The organism is Methylomonas koyamae, from assembly GCF_019669905.1.
In the GTDB taxonomy this organism is placed as follows: Bacteria; Pseudomonadota; Gammaproteobacteria; order Methylococcales; family Methylomonadaceae; genus Methylomonas; species Methylomonas koyamae.
In genome coordinates this window covers 2,336,508-2,354,568 of the sequence record NZ_AP019777.1, presented here as the reverse complement: position 1 = coordinate 2,354,568, position 18,061 = coordinate 2,336,508, and the positions used below count along the sequence as shown (strand labels likewise).

Here is an 18,061-nt window from a genome sequence, read left to right as displayed (position 1 = left end):
CGGGCAATTCGCCATCACTACATTCGCCGACACCGGACAGCCGGAGCCCAAGTTGACATGAAAATTCGACCTTACCGGCCGGAAGACCAAGAGCCGATCATCCAGCTATGGCAGGCATGCGGACTGCTGCGCCCCTGGAACAACCCATATCTGGACATCGAGCGCAAGCTGGACGTACAACCGGAATTATTCCTGGTCGGCGTCGATGCCGACCAAAACATCATCGGTAGCGTAATGGCCGGTTACGATGGCCACCGCGGCTGGGTCAACTATCTTGCCGTTGCGCCGGATAAACGCCGGTCGGCGCTGGGCAGGCAGTTGATGCACGCCGCGGAAACGGAACTGGCCAAGCGCGGCTGCCCTAAACTGAACCTGCAAGTTCGCGTCGGCAACGATACCGCGCTGGCGTTTTACCAAAGCCTGGGTTACCTGCCGGACGATGTGGTCAGCCTCGGGAAAAGACTGATTTCGGACCTCGACCCGCAGTAAATCCGACCTGGGCGAGACGGCCTAACCTACCCAGGCCCGGGCATTTCTGAACATCCGCATCCAGGCGCCGTCTTCGACCCAATCGGCCGGGTGCCAGGAGTTTTGCACCGTTCTGAAACAACGTTCCGGATGCGGCATCATGATGGTGAAACGGCCGTCCGCAGTGGTCAGGCCGGTGATGCCGAGCGGCGAACCGTTGGGATTGGCCGGGAAGGCTGCGGTTACTTGGCCGTAGTTGTCGACGTAGCTGAGCGCGACCTGCGCTTGCGCCGGATTCGCCGTGCCGAATTCCGCCCGGCCCTCGCCGTGGGCGACGACCACCGGCAGCAGCGAATCCGCCATGCCGGTAAAGAAAATGGACGGCGACGCCTGGATTTTGACCATCGCCACCCGCGCCTCGAACTGCTCGGACAGGTTGCGTTTGAACGCCGGCCAATGTTCGGCGCCGGGGATGATGTCCTTCAAGCCGGACATCATCTGGCAGCCGTTGCAAACGCCCAGGCCGAAGGTATCCGGACGCGCGAAGAACGCAGCGAATTCGGCCCGGGCCTTGGCATTGAACAATATCGACTTGGCCCAGCCGCCGCCGGCACCCAGCACGTCGCCGTAGGAAAAGCCGCCACAGGCCACCAGGCCTTTGAACTCGCTCAGACTAACCCGGCCACCGATGACGTCGGTCATGTGTACGTCGATGGCATCGAAGCCGGCCCGGTCGAAGGCCGCCGCCATCTCGACGTGGCCGTTGACGCCCTGCTCGCGCAGAATCGCTACTTTCGGTTTGGCTTGCCCAACAAAGCCGGCGGCGATGTCGTCGTTCGGGTCAAAAGTTAGTTGCGCGGTCAGGCCGGGATCGTGATCGTCGGCAATCCGCTCGAATTGCTGGCGGGCGCAGTCGGGATTATCGCGCAGGGCCTGCATCCGGTAACTGACTTCCGACCAGGTTTGCTGCAATTCGGTGCGCGACGCGCTATAGAGCTCCCGACCGGCTTTGAAAATACGCAAATGCTGGCCATCGACGACACGGCCAATCACGTAACTATCGTCATCCAGGCCGGCCTGATCCAACAGCCGGGCGACTTGATGCAAATCGCTGTTTTTGATTTGCAATACCGCGCCCAATTCCTCGTTGAACAGGGCCGAAAGCGTATCGCCGGGCAGATCCGACACATCCAGATCGACGCCGCGGCGGCCGGCGAACAGCATTTCCACAACCGTCGCCAGCAAGCCACCGTCGGCCCGATCGTGGTAGGCCAGGATCAGGCCTTGCTCGTTTAGGGCTTGGATGGTGTCGAAAAAACGTTTGAACAGGCTGGCATCGTCCAAGTCGGGCGCTTGGCTGCCGAGCTGGTTGTAAACTTGCGCCAATACCGAGCCGCCGAGGCGGTTTTTGCCTTGGCCCAGATCGATCAACAGCAATACGCTGTCTTCGTTCTTCAGTTCCGGCGTCAGCGTGTTGCGTACGTCCAGTACCGGCGCGAAGGCGGTGATGATCAACGATAGCGGCGAGGTCATGATTTTGTCTTTGCCGCCGTCCTGCCAGACGGTTTTCATCGACAACGAGTCCTTGCCGACCGGAATCGCGATACCCAGTGCCGGACACAATTCCATGCCGACCGCTTTCACAGTATCGAACAAGGCCGCGTCTTCGCCGGGGCTGCCGCAGGCCGCCATCCAGTTTGCGGACAGTTTGACGTCGTTCAAATTACCGATGCGCGCGGCGGCCAAATTGGTCAAGGCTTCGCCTATCGCCATCCGGCCGGAGGCGGGCCCGTCGATCAAGGCCAGCGGCGTGCGCTCGCCCATCGCCATCGCCTCACCGGTATAAGCCCGGAATCCGGATGCGGTCACCGCGACGTCGGCCACCGGCACCTGCCACGGCCCGACCATCTGGTCGCGCGCAACCAGACCGGTGACGGAACGGTCGCCGATGTGGATCAGGAAACTTTTATCGGCCACGGCCGGAAACGCCAACACCCGTTTGACCGCTTCCGCCAGCTCGACTTGATCTAAAGCCAAATCCGGCAAGGCTTTGTGTAGCCGCTTGACGTCGCGGTGCATTTTCGGCGGTTTGCCGAACAACACCGACATCGGTAGATCGATAGGCGACGATTGACCGAACCACTCGTCGCTCAGCGTTAAATGTTCTTCGTCGGTGGCGTGGCCGATCACGGCGTATAGACAGTGCTCGCGCTCGCAAAAGCTTTGAAACAGTTCCAGCGACTCCGGCTTGATCGCCACCACGTAGCGTTCTTGAGCCTCGTTGCACCAGATTTGCATCGGCGACATGCCCTTGTCGGCGTTTTGCACCTTGCGCAATTCGAAGCGGCCGCCTTTGCCGGCGTCGTGGATGATTTCCGGCACCGCATTGGATAAGCCGCCGGCACCGATGTCGTGGATAGAGACAATCGGCGTGTCCTCGCCCAGCGAGTTACAGTGGTTGATGACTTCCTGGCAACGGCGCTGCATTTCCGGGTTTTCGCGTTGCACCGAGGCGAAATCCAGCTCGGCCGCGCTGGCACCGGAGGTTTGCGACGAGGCCGCACCGCCGCCCAAGCCGATCAGCATGGCCGGGCCGCCCAGAATCACGATCAACGCACCGGCCGGAATCGGTTGTTTCTCGACCAGCATCGGCCGAATGTTGCCCATGCCGCCGGCGATCATGATCGGTTTGTGGTAACCGCGAAAATGGTTGACCTCGCCGCTTTCGGCCGGCTGCTCGAAGCTGCGGAAATAGCCGGCCAGATTGGGCCGGCCGAATTCGTTGTTGAACGCCGCGCCGCCGATAGGCCCTTCCAGCATGATGTCCAGGGCCGAGGCGATGCGCTCCGGCTTGCCGTTGTCGGCCTCCCAGGGTTGGGCGAAACCGGGGATTTTCAGATGCGACACGCTGAAACCGGTCAGGCCGGCTTTGGTCTGCGAGCCGCGGCCGGTCGCTCCTTCGTCGCGGATCTCGCCGCCGGAACCCGTGGCCGCGCCCGGATGCGGGGAAATCGCGGTCGGGTGGTTGTGGGTCTCGACCTTCATCAAAATGTGCGCGGCTTCCTCGACGTAGCCGTATCGGTGGCTATCCGCGTGGCGGATGAAAACCTGCGCTGAGGGACCCGCCAGCACCGAGGCATTGTCTTTATAAGCCGACAACACGCCTTGCGGATGCAGATTGTGGGTGTTGCGTATCATCGCGAACAGCGACTTGGCCTGTTCTTCGCCGTCTATGCTCCAACTGGCGTTGAAGATTTTGTGGCGGCAATGCTCGGAATTGGCCTGGGCGAACATCATCAACTCGACGTCGGTCGGGTTGCGGCCCAGTCGGGTGAAGCTGTCGGCCAAGTAATCGATCTCGTCGGCCGACAAGGCCAGGCCCAATGCGGCATTGGCTTGTTCCAATGCGGCCCGGCCGTTTTCGATAACGGCAACGGTTTGTAACGGCTTGGGTTCGTGCTTGGCGAACAAGTCTAACCCAGTTGGGTCCGATACAACCTGCTGGGTCATCCTGTCGTGCAATACCGCCGCTATATTTTGTTTAACGTCATCGGCCAGCGCTGCGCCGCTAAAAAACCGGTATTCGATGCCGCGCTCGATGCGCTTCACTGCGCTCAAACCGCAACGCTCGGCGATTTCGGACGCCTTGCTCGACCACGGCGAAATCGTCCCCAATCGCGGCACCACCCATAGTACCCCGGCCGGTTCGAGGCTGGCGCCGGCGGCTGGCGCGTGGTCGGCGGCGTCGCCGTAGTCGAGCAAGCGCGCCAGCATGGCTTGTTGCGCCGGGCTTAAATCGGCGTCGAGTTGCACGAAATGTTGAAAGCGCGCATCGATGCCGACGATGCCGGCGTCGATAGCCTGTAAATCGCCGAGCAATTTTTCGATACGGAAACGGGACAATGCGGAGGTGCCGGGAAGGATCAACATAGTAAATTCGAAGGTTTGTAACGCAAAATAGAGGTGCTTGCCGCGCCGGCATGGCCGCCGGACGCAAATTTGGCGCAGACGGTTATTTCTCGGCCGGCGCTTCCGTGGGTTCCGCCGACAAATCCTGTTTGATGCCGTCGGTAATTAATCTGAGTAAAGAGGTGGCGACCTCGTTGGACAGCGTAACGCCGGACTCGTCTTGCACGGTGACTTCGGCCGTTTGGGCGTCCAGCTCGTTGACGCTAATCCTGTACTCCTGCTCCCGGCTAGGGTCTTCGCCGAACAGGAAGTTAATTTCGTCCCAAAACGAGCCGTCTTCCGGTTTGACGGCATTCGGGTCGTATTTGACGAAGAAATAGCGTTTGTCGACGTTGCGTTCGACGACCTCCATTTTTTGCCGGCTCAAAGCTTTGCCCACCAGCCACCAGGCTTGCTGAGCGGATTGGTCGATTTGCAAACTGCTGACGCCGGGCGTGCCTGCCGGGCGCGGGGCCGGCGCCGGCTCCGCGGTTTCGGCCGCCTTAGCCGAGCGCACGGAAGCCCGGTTTTCGGTGTCGGCCTGCTCGGCTTTGGCGGCGCTTGTTTCCGTAGTTGCCGAGGCAACCGCCTCGGCCGCTACCGGTGCCGGCGTGGTAGCGGGCCGCGTCGCCAGGGTTTTGTGTTTCAGATCATCCGGGATCACCAATTCCGGAATTTCGTTGGTAAATTGGTAATCCCGCTCTTTGTCCGGAAACCAGCTTTTGATGTAACTGCAAGCCGGCAAACCGCAGACGAAAGCGCCGGCTAACGCCAGCCGCGGAAATATCGCTAATTTCATGAGGGCAGAACGCCGGCTTGCCGCATTGCCGCCCGCACGGTATCGAAACACTCCGCGCTGAGCCAGGTCAGCGGCAGGCGGATGCCTTTGCCGATCAGGCCCATTTCCGCAACGGCCCATTTCACCGGGATTGGGTTGGATTGAATGAACAGTGCGCTATGCAAACCGGCCAGGCGGGCGTCTATCGCCTCGGCTTCGGCGCGGTCGCCGCGGAGCGCAGCGGCCAACATCTGATGCAGCAACCGCGGCGCTACGTTGCCGGTCACGGTAATACTGCCGTTGCCGCCCATCAGGCAGAATTCGCAACTGGTGGCGTCGTCGCCGGTGTAAAGCGCAAATCCGGCGCCAGCCAGATTGCGGATTTGCTCGACGCGCTCCAGTTTACCGGTGGCCTCTTTGACGCCGACGATATTGTCTATGTTAGACAATCGACCTACCGTTTCCGGTAGCAAATCGCACCCGGTGCGGCCGGGCACGTTGTACAAAATCTGCGGGATGTCCACCGCCTCCGCCACTGCCTTGTAATGCAGATACAAGCCTTCCTGAGTCGGTTTGTTGTAATAAGGCGTGACCAGCAGACAGGCGTCCGCCCCGACTTGCTTGGCTCGCTCTGTCAAGCGAATCGCTTCGCGGGTGCAGTTGGCGCCGGTGCCGGCGATGACGGGTATCCGGCCGGCTACGCAATCGACGACGAATTTGATGACTGCGCAATGTTCGTCTTCGTCGAGAGTTGCCGATTCGCCGGTGGTACCGACCGCCACCAATGCGTCGCTGCCCTGCTCTATATGAAATTCCACCAGGTTTTTTAAGCTGGCCTCATCCACCGCACCGTCTTCCAGCATCGGGGTAATCAGCGCAACAATACTACCTTGAATCATGCAAATCTCTCGTTAAGATGAGTTAAAACCTATCCATTATACCAAGCCGGCCTTGAAAACTCAGCCTGTTAATACCGGCCGTTGTCCATGCGCAGCTACCGAAAACGCCGCCGCAGCCGACGCGAAGCGAAAAACTGCGCGGGCCTTGGTCCACCGCCGATGTCAATTTTTGGACCGTAAATGTAATTTTGTGGCGCGCACGTACCAGCCGTAATACAACAGATAAGCCACCAGAAATACCAAATAACCGGACCATAAAATATCCGACACGAAGTGGCCGCCAGATGTCATTCGGGTCAAGCCCATGGTCCAAGCCAGCGCCAAAGTCAAGCCGAAATAAAGCAGCTTGTGGCTTTGTGATAAAAAATAAAGCACAAAAAAGGTATAACCGACCGCACAATGGCCGCAAACAAAGGATTTGTCGGGAGTGTGGCCGAATTGCAACGGCGGCGTGTATTGATATTCGCCGCCGAATTGGGTGACGTGCACAGGTCTAGCCCGGCCCCAATGGTCTTTGACTATCAAATTAATCACCAAGCCCGGTCCGATGGCGATCACCAGCAAGATGTACAAAGCCCGCAAGCGGAAGCGGCGGGTGTAAGCGTTAAAATGGCCGACGACATAGACCGCCAGCGCAACGATACCCGACCAAACCGTAAACGGAAAAGCGTAGTCGTATAGTACTTCCCACAGCCCCCAATGTTGGTAGGGCCAGACGTCGCCGCCCCGGTCCGGTCGATAAAACAAAGCGGCCAGACGCAAATCCAGATCGCTGAACCAAAACGGCAGCGTGGTCAGGCTGGCCAGGATCATCCATATTTCGAGCTCGCGGCGGGCGCGCCTAATTGTCCGATGCAACATAGCTTTCCTTGTCCGCTCTCCGCTTGATAGGGTCCGGCCAGTATTTCAGGTTTTCGCCCAGATACAAATAATATTTGGCGCCGGGCCGATCCGGATTGGCAATTTCCGCTAAAAACCTGAATCGCTCGAAAGCGCCTACCAATTCGGCTGGAACCGACTCCGCCGTTTGTTCGGCTATGATAAAGCCGTTCTTGCCGAAATATTCCAGAGGCCCCGGCCAAACTTCGTATTGGCTAGACACCTCGCCGCTGGTTTCGAAGCGGTAAGCCCGCGGATGGTCCGGCAAGTAAAACGCCAGCTCGCTGGCCAGATAACGATGACCCAATGCCAGCAAAAAGGTATCTTCGACTTGCGGCACGCTGATCAACCGTTCGAAATGCACATCGACCGCCAATTCGCGCCAGCTTTTAAAGCGCTTGGTCGGATCCAGCGCGGTGTTTTGCAGATTGAACGCCTGCAACAGGATCGGTAAAGCATAGGTCGTCGCAACCATCAAAAAACCGAAAGCCAGCGCGTATTTAAAACTTCTATGCCAGTAACCGGCCCAACGTTCGCCGGCTAATAAGATCAGACCGGTAAAATAGAACGGCATCGGCCAATTGCCCTGTGCCTTCTGTAGAAAACTCAACAACAATACGCCCAGCAATAAGGCTGGCCCCATCAGCAACAGGAAGCGCTGCTCGGCACCAAGCTTTCCGAAATTGAACGCCGTCCGCAAGCTGCTGAGTAGCAGCAAGGCAAAAATGCCCGGGGATACCAATAACACTTGATACAACAGAAAATCCCGCGCCCATTGCAGATGTTTGGTCAGCGGCACCGGCTCAGGGTTGCCGAAATGGCTGCGGCTATGGCCGAACATGACCCAATCGTGCTGCTGGTTCCACCACAGGATCGGCACTGCAGCGATTAAAATCGGCAACAAATACAGCGGAAATTCCTTTTTCAACAGATGGCGGCGCTGGCTATCGGTCAATAAAAATGCCAGCAACATCGCTGGCAAAGCCAATGCCGCCTGCTTGCTGAGCAAAGCCGCGGCGCTGGCGCATCCGGCCCACAACCAGGCCCGCGCTTGCCCGTCGAACAGTGCGCGGCGCAAATAATAAATCGCCATGATCCAGAAGCAGTACAGCGGCGGATCGATCGTCATCAAAAAATTGGCCAGCACATTGATCGGCGTAGCCAAAACCAACAATAAGGCCAGGGCGCCGCCACGGGCGCCATAAAACGCGCGAGCCGTGGCATAAAAAAACCACAGAAACGCAGCCCCCAACACCAGCGCCGGCATTCGCACCGCAGCGGTGAAATCGCCCAACAGCCAAGTGGAAAGGCCGATCAACCAAGCCACCATCGGCGGTTTACTGTAGTAACACCAATCAGGCCGCCGCGACCAATCCCAGTAATACGCTTCGTCGCCGATCAAATCCAGACCGTTTGTCAGCAAAAATCCGCCGCGCACCACCAACGCTGCCAAAATCACTGCACCGGGGTAATTCTCGATCCAACGTAGAATTTTCTCCGCCATCGGCAGGTTCACTCCAATTTCTCCAGATAATGCAACAACAGTTGCAGGCTGCGCTGGCCGCGAAACTCGTTGATATCCAACTTATACGCCGCATTGATTTTGCGGCAGCCGAGCCATTTTTCCGGGTGGTCGGCAAAGAAGGCAATCGCATCCAGCATTTGCCCGCTGAACGGCAGCCGTAATACGAATTTCAAATGCTGCTGGCCGACGATGCGGCATTGGATCACGTCGAACACGCCGTTGAATTCGGGCTCCGGAAAGGCTTGGCCCCACACCGCGGCCTGGCGCAAGGTTTCGGCGAATTCCAGCGTCAGATGGCGCTCGTCGAGTTCGCCATCGGAATAAACTTTCTGCTGCAGATCGACGTTTTCCAGCTTGCCTGCCACCGTTTCGGCGAAGGCTAGCGCAAAATGCGGATAGTCGTGCAGTTTTATGGTCAAGCCGGCCGCCATCGCGTGGCCGCCGAATTTAGTCAGAATCTGCGGATGCCGGGCGGCGATGTCGCTGAGCACGTCGCGCACGTGCACGCCGGCAATCGAACGGGCGGAACCTTTAATATCGCCGTTCTCGGCCGGCGCGAACGCAATCACCGGCCGGTGCACGCGGTCCTTGATCCGCGCCGCCAGAATACCGATCACCCCCTGGTGCCAATTCGCATCGAACAGACAGACGCCAGCCGGCACATGCTGCTCGTCCAACGCCTTCATTTCGGCCAGTAACGCCATGGCCTCGGTTTTCATTTGACCTTCGACTTCCTTGCGGTCCTGGTTCAACGCATGCAGTTGCTCGGCAATATCCCGCGCCAAACTGGGGTCGTTGGTCAACAGGCACTGGATGCCCAAGGTCATATCGTCCATGCGCCCGGCGGCGTTCAAGCGCGGCGCGACGGCAAAGCCCAAATCGCTGGCGTGTATACCGGATAGCGATTTGCCGGCTACTTCCACCAGGGCTTTGATGCCGGGCTGGCATTGGCCGGAACGAATCCGCAGCAGCCCCTGGTGCACCAGTATCCGGTTGACCTGATCCAATGCCACCACGTCGGCCACCGTGCCCAAAGCCGCATAATCCAGAAGCTGGGCCAAATTGGGTTCGGCGATTCGGCGTTTTTCGAACCAATGGGTTTCCCTTAACCGGATCCGCAACGCCATCAGGATATAAAACATCACGCCGACGCCGGCAATATTCCGACTGGGAAATTTGTCGTCCGCCAGGTTCGGGTTAACGATGGCGTCGGCTGCCGGCAATTCCGCGCCGGGCAAATGGTGGTCGGTAATCAATACGGTAAAGCCGGCGGCTTTCGCGGCTTTGACGCCGTCGATGCTGGAGATGCCGTTATCGACGGTAAGAATGACGTCCGGCTTCTGCCGTTTGACCAACTCGACGATTTCCGGGGTCAAACCGTAGCCGTACTCGAAGCGGTTCGGGACCACGAAATCCAAATTTTCGGCCCCCAGCAAAGCCAATCCCTTCAGCGCCAACGCGCAACTGGTGGCGCCGTCGGCATCGAAGTCGGCCACCACGGTGATTTTGCTTTGCCGCTCCAAGGCCGCGAGCAAGTGTTCGGCCATGGCCTTCATACCCGACAACAACCACGGCGACGGCAACCGCGCCAAACCGCGATCGAGTTGCTCGGCATTCTGTACGCCGCGGCTGTTGAAAATCCGTTGCAACACCGGGTCCATTTCGCCGAAATGCGGATTTTTCACCAACTCCGGGCGTGGAACGATGACTTTTTTTACGCTTTGCAGATACATATCAGCCCATAAAAAAGCCGGCGGCAGCCGGCTTTTGCGGGAACATGGCCTGGATCACATGTTGTCCAGGATCGCTTTTTTCACCGCATCCAAGCTGGCTTCCACCGTTACCGGCAGATCGTCCTTGCATTGGGCGATGGCCGTGTCGGGGTCCTTAATGCCGTTGCCGGTCAAGGTGCAGACGATGGTGCTGCCCTCCGGGATATTACCGTTGCCGATGTCGAACAACGCCCCAGCCAGCGAAGTCGCCGATGCCGGCTCGCAAAAAATGCCTTCATAAGCCGATAGCATTTTTTGCGCGGCGAGAATCTGTTCGTCGCTGAACGAAGCAAACCAACCGCCGGATTGTTTTTGCGCGGTCCAGGCGCCGTCCCAGGATTGCGGGTTGCCGATCCGAATCGCGGTGGCCACGGTTTCGGGATGTTCGATCGGATGGCCGGCCAGAAACGGCGCGGCACCGGCAGCTTGATAACCGCACATCACCGGCCGCTTTTTGGTCACGGCTTTATGCGTGGCGCTATCGGTGGAATACTCTTTGTAGCCCTTCCAATACGCCGTGATATTACCGGCGTTACCGACCGGCAAGCAATGGAAGTCCGGCGCGTCGCCCAAAGCGTCGACGATCTCGAACGCCGCGGTTTTCTGGCCTTCCAGCCGGTAGGGATTGATCGAGTTAACGATGGTCACCGGCGCGTAGTCGGCGATTTCCTTGACGATGGCCATGCCGGCATCGAAATTACCTTTGATCTGAATGATCTTGGCGCCGTACATCATGGTTTGCGCCAATTTGCCCAGTGCGATTTTGCCTTCCGGAATCAATACGAAAGCGCGGATGCCGGCACGGACGGCATAGGCCGCCGCGGCTGCCGAGGTGTTGCCGGTCGAGGCGCAGATGATGGCTTGGCTGCCCTCTTCCACCGCTTTGGTCACTGCCATCGTCATGCCGCGGTCCTTGAACGAACCGGTCGGGTTCAGGCCTTCGAACTTGACGTAAATATCGACATCCTTGCCGATCAAACGCGGGATGTTTTGCAATTGAATCAGCGGGGTGTCGCCTTCGCAAAGGCTAATAATTCGGGTATCGTCCGAGACCGGCAAACGGTCGCGGTAACGCTCGATCAGGCCGGTGTAACGTGTCGGTTGTGCCATGGTTTATCCTAAAGTTTCCAGGCGGATTCGTGCCACCTTGCCGCTGACGGTCGCCAGCGCTTCGATGGCAGCGATTGCCGCGTTCATTTCTTTTTCCAGAGTCTGCTGGGTCAGCATGATGATAGGTACCGAAGTCTCGCCTGGCGGCGGCTCTTTTTGAATCAGCGCTTCGATGCTGATGTGGTGCGCCGCCAAAATTCGGCTGACATCGGCCAGCACGCCGGGCTTATCTTCGGCGGTCAAGCGCAAGTAATACGCGGTTTTGATCGCTTCGGCCGGCAGTACCGGAATGTCGGCAATCGCATTCGGTTGAAACGCCAAATGCGGCACCCGGTTTTCCGGATCGCTGGTCATCGCTCTGACCACATCGACCAGATCGGCAACGACCGCCGATGCGGTCGGTTCGGCGCCGGCGCCGGCGCCGTAATATAGGGTAGGTCCGACCGCGTCGCCGCAAACCAGCACCGCATTCATCACACCATCAACGTTGGCGATCAAGCGGCGTTTCGGAATCAAGGTCGGATGTACGCGCAACTCGATACCTTCCTCGGTTTTGCGGGCGATGCCCAAATTCTTAATCCGGTAACCCAAGGCTTCGGCGTATTCGACATCAAGGCGGGTGATCTTGGTAATGCCTTCGGTAAACACTTTGTCGAATTGCAGCGGGATGCCGAACGCGATTGATGCAAGAATGGTCAGTTTGTGGCCGGCATCGATACCTTCCACGTCGAAAGTCGGATCGGCTTCGGCATAACCCAGCGCTTGCGCTTCTTTTAAGACATCGTCGAAGTCGCGACCCTTGTCGCGCATTTCGGTCAGGATGTAATTGCCGGTGCCGTTGATGATGCCGGCCAGCCATTTAATCCGGTTACCGGCCAGGCCTTCGCGGATGGCTTTGATGATCGGAATGCCGCCGGCTACCGCCGCTTCGAACAACACCATCACGCCTTTTTTGCTGGCTTCGGCGAATACCTCGTTGCCGTGCAAGGCGATCAAGGCTTTATTGGCGGTGACCACGTGTTTGCCGTTGGCGATTGCGCTCAACACGAGTTGTTTCGCCAAGTCGTAGCCGCCGATCAGCTCGACGACGACGTCGATTTCCGGATCGTTGACGATTTCGAACGGGTCAGCGGTCAAGGCGATGCCTTGGGTGTCGCAGATGCGGGTGCGATTCAAATCGCGCGCCGAGGCCCGCGTCACCACGATTTCGCGGCCGGCGCGGCGGGCAATTTCTTCGGCATTGCGTTTTAACACGTTGACGGTACCGCCGCCGACGGTGCCCAGCCCCAATACTCCAACTCTAACCGGCTTCAAATCCGACTCCTTTTGTTTAGCCAAAACGGCGGGCGATTATACAACGTTGTCTTTTTTCAGCATATTACGCATGCTGCGCAAGGCCTGGCGGGTACGTTGTTCGTTTTCGATCAGGCTGAAGCGAATGTGGTCGTCGCCGAATTGGCCGAAGCCGATGCCGGGCGATACCGCAACCTTGGCGTCGATAATCAATTTTTTGGCGAACTCGATCGAGCCCATTTCGCGATAGGCTTCCGGGATTTTGGCCCAAACGAACATGGTCGCTTTCGGTTTTTCGACCGCCCAGCCCATCGCGTTCAGGCCGTCGCACAGCACATCGCGGCGCGATTTGTACATGTCGCAGATTTCCTGCACGCAATCTTGCGGCCCTTCCAGCGCGGTGATCGCCGCCACCTGAATCGGCGTGAAGGCGCCGTAGTCCATGTAAGATTTGATTCGGGTCAATGCCGACACCAGCGTCGGATTGCCGCACATGAAACCGATCCGCCAACCCGGCATGTTGTAGCTTTTCGACAAAGTAAAGAACTCGACCGCAATGTCCTTTGCCCCAGGCACCTGCAGGATCGACGGCGCCACGTAACCGTCGAACACGATGTCGGCGTAGGCGATGTCGTGCACGATCCAGATATTGTGTTCTTTGCAGATTGCCACCACTTTTTCGAAAAAGTCCAGTTCGACGCACTGACAGGTCGGGTTGCCCGGAAAATTCAGAATCAGCATTTTCGGCTTGGGCCAACACTCGTCGATGCCTTTTTGCAGTTCGGCAAAGAAATCGACCCCTGGAGTTAGCGGCACGTGGCGAATATCGGCACCCGCGATGACTACGCCGTAGGGATGAATCGGATAAGCCGGATTCGGCACCAGTACCACGTCGCCGGGGCCCAGGGTTGCCAACGCCAGATGTGACAAACCTTCTTTCGAGCCGATGGTGACGATGGCTTCGCTGTTATGGTCGAGATCGACGTCGAAACGTCTTTTGTACCAACCGCAAATCGCCTTGCGCAAGCGCGGGATCCCTTTCGACACCGAATACCGGTGAGTATCGCCGCGTTGCGCCACTTCCACCATCTTGTCCAGGATGTGCTTCGGCGTCGGTTGGTCGGGATTGCCCATGCCGAAGTCGATGATATCGTCGCCCGCGGCACGCGCTTTGGCTTTCAGTTCATTGACGATATTGAATACGTAAGGCGGCAGACGGCTGATGCGGTGAAATTCTTCCATTAACGGCTCTTTAGTCAGATTTTGCGAACGGCTTTTTCGAGAAAGCCGGCTAAGTTACTGTTGTTGCCAAGCGATGTCAATTCGCCGGGCCATATCCGGGAACGGGTGTTATTGCGGCTTAGGTTTTGCCGCAAGCTCGGAACTTGCCGGCGCCGTTTCCTGGTGTTGCTGGTGCAGGTAGGAACCGCCGACAAGAAAACCCAGCACCAACAGGTAAACGACGGCTGCGATATTTTTCACTTTTTTGTGTTCGTCTCGATCGGGGCGATTCATTTTGGTATCGGTTGCGGGTAGCTGAAAGTGGCGTATTTTAGCCGCTGCCGCGCTGGAAGAGAATGCGCCGTGGAATTGTTACGGGATCAACGCGCCTTAACGATCACTGCGGTGCGCAAACGGCTCTTGCCGAAACAGCACATCCTGTCGAAATCTTCGCGCGCCACCGGAATGAACTGGCAATCCAGCTCGCTCTGCCGGCTCTCTTCCGGATCGGGGTCGTGCATGTACAGGCAGTCTTTATCGAAACCGCTCATGACCACCCAATGCGGCGCTTTCTTGCGGTCCATCGCGAAGGTGCTGATCAAAATCAACGGAATCGCGCCCGCTTCGAACGCCGCGGTCAAATCGTTCTGGGCAATATTGGCGTAAACCACGGCGACGCCCTGCTCGGCCGCCAGTTGTTTGAAGCGGTTGTCGACCAATTCGACCACCTGTTTCTTGTCCTCGCTGCGCACGCTGTCGATAAACAACGGGCCGCTCTGGTTGATCCAGACCTCGACGGCGAATTGCCGGCGTTTCGCCGCCAGCGCCAAACCCAACGGATGACAGCCGCCGTGGCCGGAAGTCATGAAAATCGTCGTCGCTTCGCGCCAGATTTCGATTTCCTCTTCCCGCGAAGGCAGATACTGTTTGTTTAACGCGTGCAACGCCATCATCAGCGAGGCCGGCCCGCAAGTAAACGGCGTAGTTTGCCGCAGCCAGTGCACCGGCCGTTGCTGCGGCTGGTCGTGGTAACGGCGAATGCGTTTCTGGTAGCGCAAGGCATCCTTATGGTCCTGGTAATAATCGCGGTACAGGCCGAATTTTTTGTATCCCAAGGTTTCGTAAAGTCCGATTGCCGGCAAATTATCGACGCTGACTTCCAGCCGCAAATACAGGCGGCCGTCGGCTTCTGCCGCTTGCTCGCCGGCCTGCATCAATGCCTTGGCAATACCGTTACCGCGCAATGGCGGCGCGACCGCCAACGAGTAAATCCGCGCCAACCGGGTGCCGGGATGGTAAATGATTAGGATGTAGCCGGCCGGCCGGCCCTCGAATTCGGCCAACAATAGCGCCCGATGCTCGCTGGCCAACCAATGTTTGAAGCTGCGCCGGCTCAATTTATCGGTATTGAAACTGGCGTTTTCCAAAGCGACTAAAGCCGCCAGATCGGCGTGTTGCGCCGGCCGTAACTCGATATTCAAGCCGACACTCCCTGCAAAGCCTGACTTATGACTTGGCGGATGCGGCACAACACCATTTCCCGCCAGTCGCTAGCCGCCGGGCAAAAATGCGCCAGCATCAGTTGGCTATGCGCTTGGCGCTCGGCGCTGTTCCCGCTCTCGGCCCAGACTAGGTGGTCGCGCAGCAGGGTTTCGAACAAACAGTCGGTACTGAAAGTGCCAAACTCCAACGTGACGTAGCAGCTTTGCGGCGTCATCGCCGCATGCCACAGATAATCCAGCAAACCCAGCTTCGGTACCGAACTCGAGGTACCGGCCAGCGGCAACGTAACCGAATTGCCGTACCAGTCCCGAGCGACGGCCGCACCGGGGCTGTCCGGATCGTGGTCGCAAATGATTTCGCCGTAACCGTAAGGCCCCAGCCCGCTATGTAGATCGATCACCGCCAGCCGCCGGCGGTCCAAGCCGTAGCGCCGGATCAGTTCTTCGCAGACCAAGCGGCCATGTGCCGGGGCGCGGCCGCCGTAGAACGGCCCCGCTGGATCCGCGTATTGGCCGCCGCTGATGCCTTGCTCCAACGCCTGCCGGCCGTATTGCGCCGCGTAGTCGGCGAATGCCTGGCGGCGTTGCTCGGCGTCGAGCTGAAATATGGCCTCGCGCAGGCGGTTGTAATCGGCGTTTTCCGGCATCGGCCGGGAGAAGTCGACCGCATTCCGATTCAAATCCACGCCATCGCCGTCGCAACGCCGCAACCAGGCATAGCCCCACGGCGTCAACGCGTGCACCAACAAAATGGCGCTTGCCTGCGGGATCTCGACGCGGCCGGCCGATAAAGAAGCGAGCAGATCGATTTGGCCGGCGCTGCCGACAAAACCTTCGATGCCATGAGTGGCGCCCAGTACGACCACGACGTTTGCTGCGTCGGTATCGCCCAGCCAGACGCTATCGGTTACTAGCGCTTCGCCGTCCGGCCCCAAACCGGGACAGGGAAAGGCTTGCAACTGTTTGCGGCAGTCGAGCGCCGCCACTTGTTGCAGCCAACGTTGTCTGGCTTCGGCATAACTGGCGGGAAATACGTTGACGTCGAGTTCGGCGTAGCGGTTGGACATGGAACTGAATGGCCTGCTGAAATGTATACGAACCGAATATTACTCCTTGTTTAAAAACCTGTCTGGTTTCAAAATTCAGCCTCCCCCAACCCACCGAGTTTGAGCAACATGGCAAGTACGCTGCTGGTCGTCGACAACCTTTCCGACTGGAACCCCTACTACCCCAGCGAGCAAGTCGTCAGTTTCGAGGCCTATCTGGCCATGGAGCAGACCGATCCCGACCAGCGGGTGCGGGTTATCAACCTGTGCAGCAGCTACAGCTATCTGTCCGACGGTTACTACTGTTCGCTGCTGGCCGAAGCGCGCAGCCACCACGTGATACCTTCGGTAAAGATCATCAACGACCTGGGCAAGAATGCGCTGTACCGGCTGCAGTTGGAAGACTTGAACCAGCCGCTGGCCCGCGCCTTCAAGCACCAGCACAAGGACGGCGAATACCGGCTGTACAGTTATTTCGGCACGACGCCGGAACCGGCCTTCCAGGAACTGGCCCGCTTGCTGTTCGAACGCTTCGCCTGTCCTATCCTGGAAATCACCTTGCGCTTGGAGCAGCAATGGCAAATCACCGACCTGAAAGCGGTTTCGCCCGGCCATTTGGACGACGCGATGCAAACCCTGTTCGCCGAGGCGCTGGACCGTTTCAGTAAAAAAGTCTGGCGCAAAAGCCGGACGCGCAAGAATGCCCGTTTCGATCTGGCGATCTTGATCAATCCGGCGGAAGCTCTGCCGCCCAGCAACCGCGGCGCGTTGAAGAAATTCATTTCCGTCGGCCGACAAATGGGCGTCGACGTGGAATTGATCACGCAAAACCATTACGGCCGCCTACCCGAATTCGACGGCTTGTTCATCCGCGAAACCACGGCGATCGACCACCATACCTACCGTTTCGCGAAAAAAGCCGAAGCCGAGGGATTGGTGGTGATCGACGATCCGACCTCGATTCTGCGCTGCGCCAACAAGGTCTATCTGGCCGATCTGTTCCGCACCCATAAAGTGCCATCGCCGAAAACCTGGATACTGCACAAAGGCAATACCGAACACCTGGACAAGCTGGAAGCCATCGCCGGTTTTCCGGTCGTCGTCAAAGTGCCGGACGGCTCGTTTTCGCGCGGCATCGTCAAAGTCAATAACCGGGCCGAGCTGGAAACCAAGGTCGGCGAGCTGTTCGAACAATCGGCCTTATTGCTAGCCCAGGAATTTCTCTATACCGATTTCGATTGGCGCATCGGTATTTTCAACCACAAAGCCTTGTATGCCTGCCGCTATTTCATGGTGAAAAACCATTGGCAGATTTACCGCCACGGCGCCAACCGCACCGACAGCGGCAACTTCGCCACGCTACCGACCTTCGAAGTGCCGAAGCCGGTGCTGGACGCGGCCTTGAAAGCCACCCAGCCGATCGGTAACGGCCTGTACGGCGTCGACGTCAAGGAAATCAACGGTAAAGGCTATGTAATCGAAGTCAACGACAATCCCAGCATCGACAGCGGCGTCGAAGACAAATACTTGGGCGAGGAACTTTACCGCGCCATTATCGGCGAGTTGCTGCGGCGCATGGAGAACCGCAGTAAAGGCCTGGATTAAGCGCTAACCGCTCAT

The 18,061-nt window shown here is 58.3% G+C and carries 14 protein-coding genes; 2 read left to right on the top strand and 12 right to left on the bottom strand.

Going from position 1 to position 18,061, the window contains the following annotated elements:
- The first annotated feature begins 57 nt into the window (after nucleotides 1–57).
- The gene (locus MKFW12EY_RS10785; RefSeq protein ID WP_221054522.1) at nucleotides 58–489 is read left to right on the top strand and encodes a GNAT family acetyltransferase; all 432 of its coding nucleotides are present in this window, start codon (nucleotides 58–60) and stop codon (nucleotides 487–489) included.
- 21 nt (nucleotides 490–510) lie between these two features.
- Here MKFW12EY_RS10785 and purL read toward each other — a convergent pair whose 3' ends face one another.
- From purL to MKFW12EY_RS10725, 12 genes are all read right to left on the bottom strand, one after another.
- Nucleotides 511–4,398: a phosphoribosylformylglycinamidine synthase gene (gene purL / locus MKFW12EY_RS10780; RefSeq protein ID WP_221054521.1), complete on the bottom strand. Its 3,888-nt coding sequence runs from the start codon at nucleotides 4,396–4,398 to the stop codon at nucleotides 511–513.
- Nucleotides 4,399–4,480: 82 nt separating this feature from the next.
- Complete coding sequence (bamC, locus tag MKFW12EY_RS10775; RefSeq protein ID WP_221054520.1) at nucleotides 4,481–5,215, bottom strand: outer membrane protein assembly factor BamC; 735 nt, start codon at nucleotides 5,213–5,215, stop codon at nucleotides 4,481–4,483.
- On the bottom strand, nucleotides 5,212–6,093 hold the full coding sequence (gene dapA, locus MKFW12EY_RS10770; protein WP_221054519.1) for a 4-hydroxy-tetrahydrodipicolinate synthase: 882 nt from the start codon (nucleotides 6,091–6,093) through the stop codon (nucleotides 5,212–5,214). The genes bamC and dapA overlap by 4 nt, the downstream gene beginning before the upstream one ends.
- 162 nt (nucleotides 6,094–6,255) lie before the next feature.
- Nucleotides 6,256–6,906 carry a phosphatase PAP2 family protein gene (locus tag MKFW12EY_RS10765; protein WP_245006495.1) on the bottom strand — a complete coding sequence of 217 codons (651 nt, stop codon included), beginning with the start codon at nucleotides 6,904–6,906 and terminating at the stop codon, nucleotides 6,256–6,258.
- A gap of 28 nt (nucleotides 6,907–6,934) precedes the next feature.
- Complete coding sequence (locus MKFW12EY_RS10760) at nucleotides 6,935–8,476, bottom strand: ArnT family glycosyltransferase (protein ID WP_054760387.1); 1,542 nt, start codon at nucleotides 8,474–8,476, stop codon at nucleotides 6,935–6,937.
- A gap of 8 nt (nucleotides 8,477–8,484) precedes the next feature.
- Nucleotides 8,485–10,230, bottom strand: coding sequence for a single-stranded-DNA-specific exonuclease RecJ (gene recJ / locus MKFW12EY_RS10755; RefSeq protein ID WP_221054518.1), 1,746 nt, complete (start codon nucleotides 10,228–10,230; stop codon nucleotides 8,485–8,487).
- A gap of 54 nt (nucleotides 10,231–10,284) precedes the next feature.
- Nucleotides 10,285–11,379, bottom strand: a complete 1,095-nt coding sequence (thrC, locus tag MKFW12EY_RS10750) for a threonine synthase (protein WP_221054517.1) — start codon at nucleotides 11,377–11,379, stop codon at nucleotides 10,285–10,287.
- A gap of 3 nt (nucleotides 11,380–11,382) precedes the next feature.
- Complete coding sequence (locus MKFW12EY_RS10745; RefSeq protein WP_064026950.1) at nucleotides 11,383–12,693, bottom strand: homoserine dehydrogenase; 1,311 nt, start codon at nucleotides 12,691–12,693, stop codon at nucleotides 11,383–11,385.
- A gap of 36 nt (nucleotides 12,694–12,729) precedes the next feature.
- A complete protein-coding gene (gene alaC, locus MKFW12EY_RS10740) occupies nucleotides 12,730–13,914 on the bottom strand; it encodes an alanine transaminase (protein WP_064021544.1) in 1,185 nt (394 codons plus the stop codon).
- 108 nt (nucleotides 13,915–14,022) lie between these two features.
- The gene (locus tag MKFW12EY_RS10735; protein ID WP_172680242.1) at nucleotides 14,023–14,187 is read right to left on the bottom strand and encodes a hypothetical protein; all 165 of its coding nucleotides are present in this window, start codon (nucleotides 14,185–14,187) and stop codon (nucleotides 14,023–14,025) included.
- Between the two features lie 86 nt (nucleotides 14,188–14,273).
- Complete coding sequence (locus MKFW12EY_RS10730; protein WP_054760336.1) at nucleotides 14,274–15,374, bottom strand: GNAT family N-acetyltransferase/peptidase C39 family protein; 1,101 nt, start codon at nucleotides 15,372–15,374, stop codon at nucleotides 14,274–14,276.
- Entirely contained in the window at nucleotides 15,371–16,462 is a 1,092-nt protein-coding gene (locus MKFW12EY_RS10725; RefSeq protein WP_054760338.1) for a DUF2817 domain-containing protein, read from the bottom strand. The genes MKFW12EY_RS10730 and MKFW12EY_RS10725 overlap by 4 nt, the downstream gene beginning before the upstream one ends.
- A 108-nt stretch (nucleotides 16,463–16,570) precedes the next feature.
- Here MKFW12EY_RS10725 and MKFW12EY_RS10720 point away from each other — a divergent pair, with 108 nt between their 5' ends.
- Nucleotides 16,571–18,046 carry a RimK family protein gene (locus MKFW12EY_RS10720; protein ID WP_054760389.1) on the top strand — a complete coding sequence of 492 codons (1,476 nt, stop codon included), beginning with the start codon at nucleotides 16,571–16,573 and terminating at the stop codon, nucleotides 18,044–18,046.
- Nucleotides 18,047–18,061: the final 15 nt, after the last annotated feature.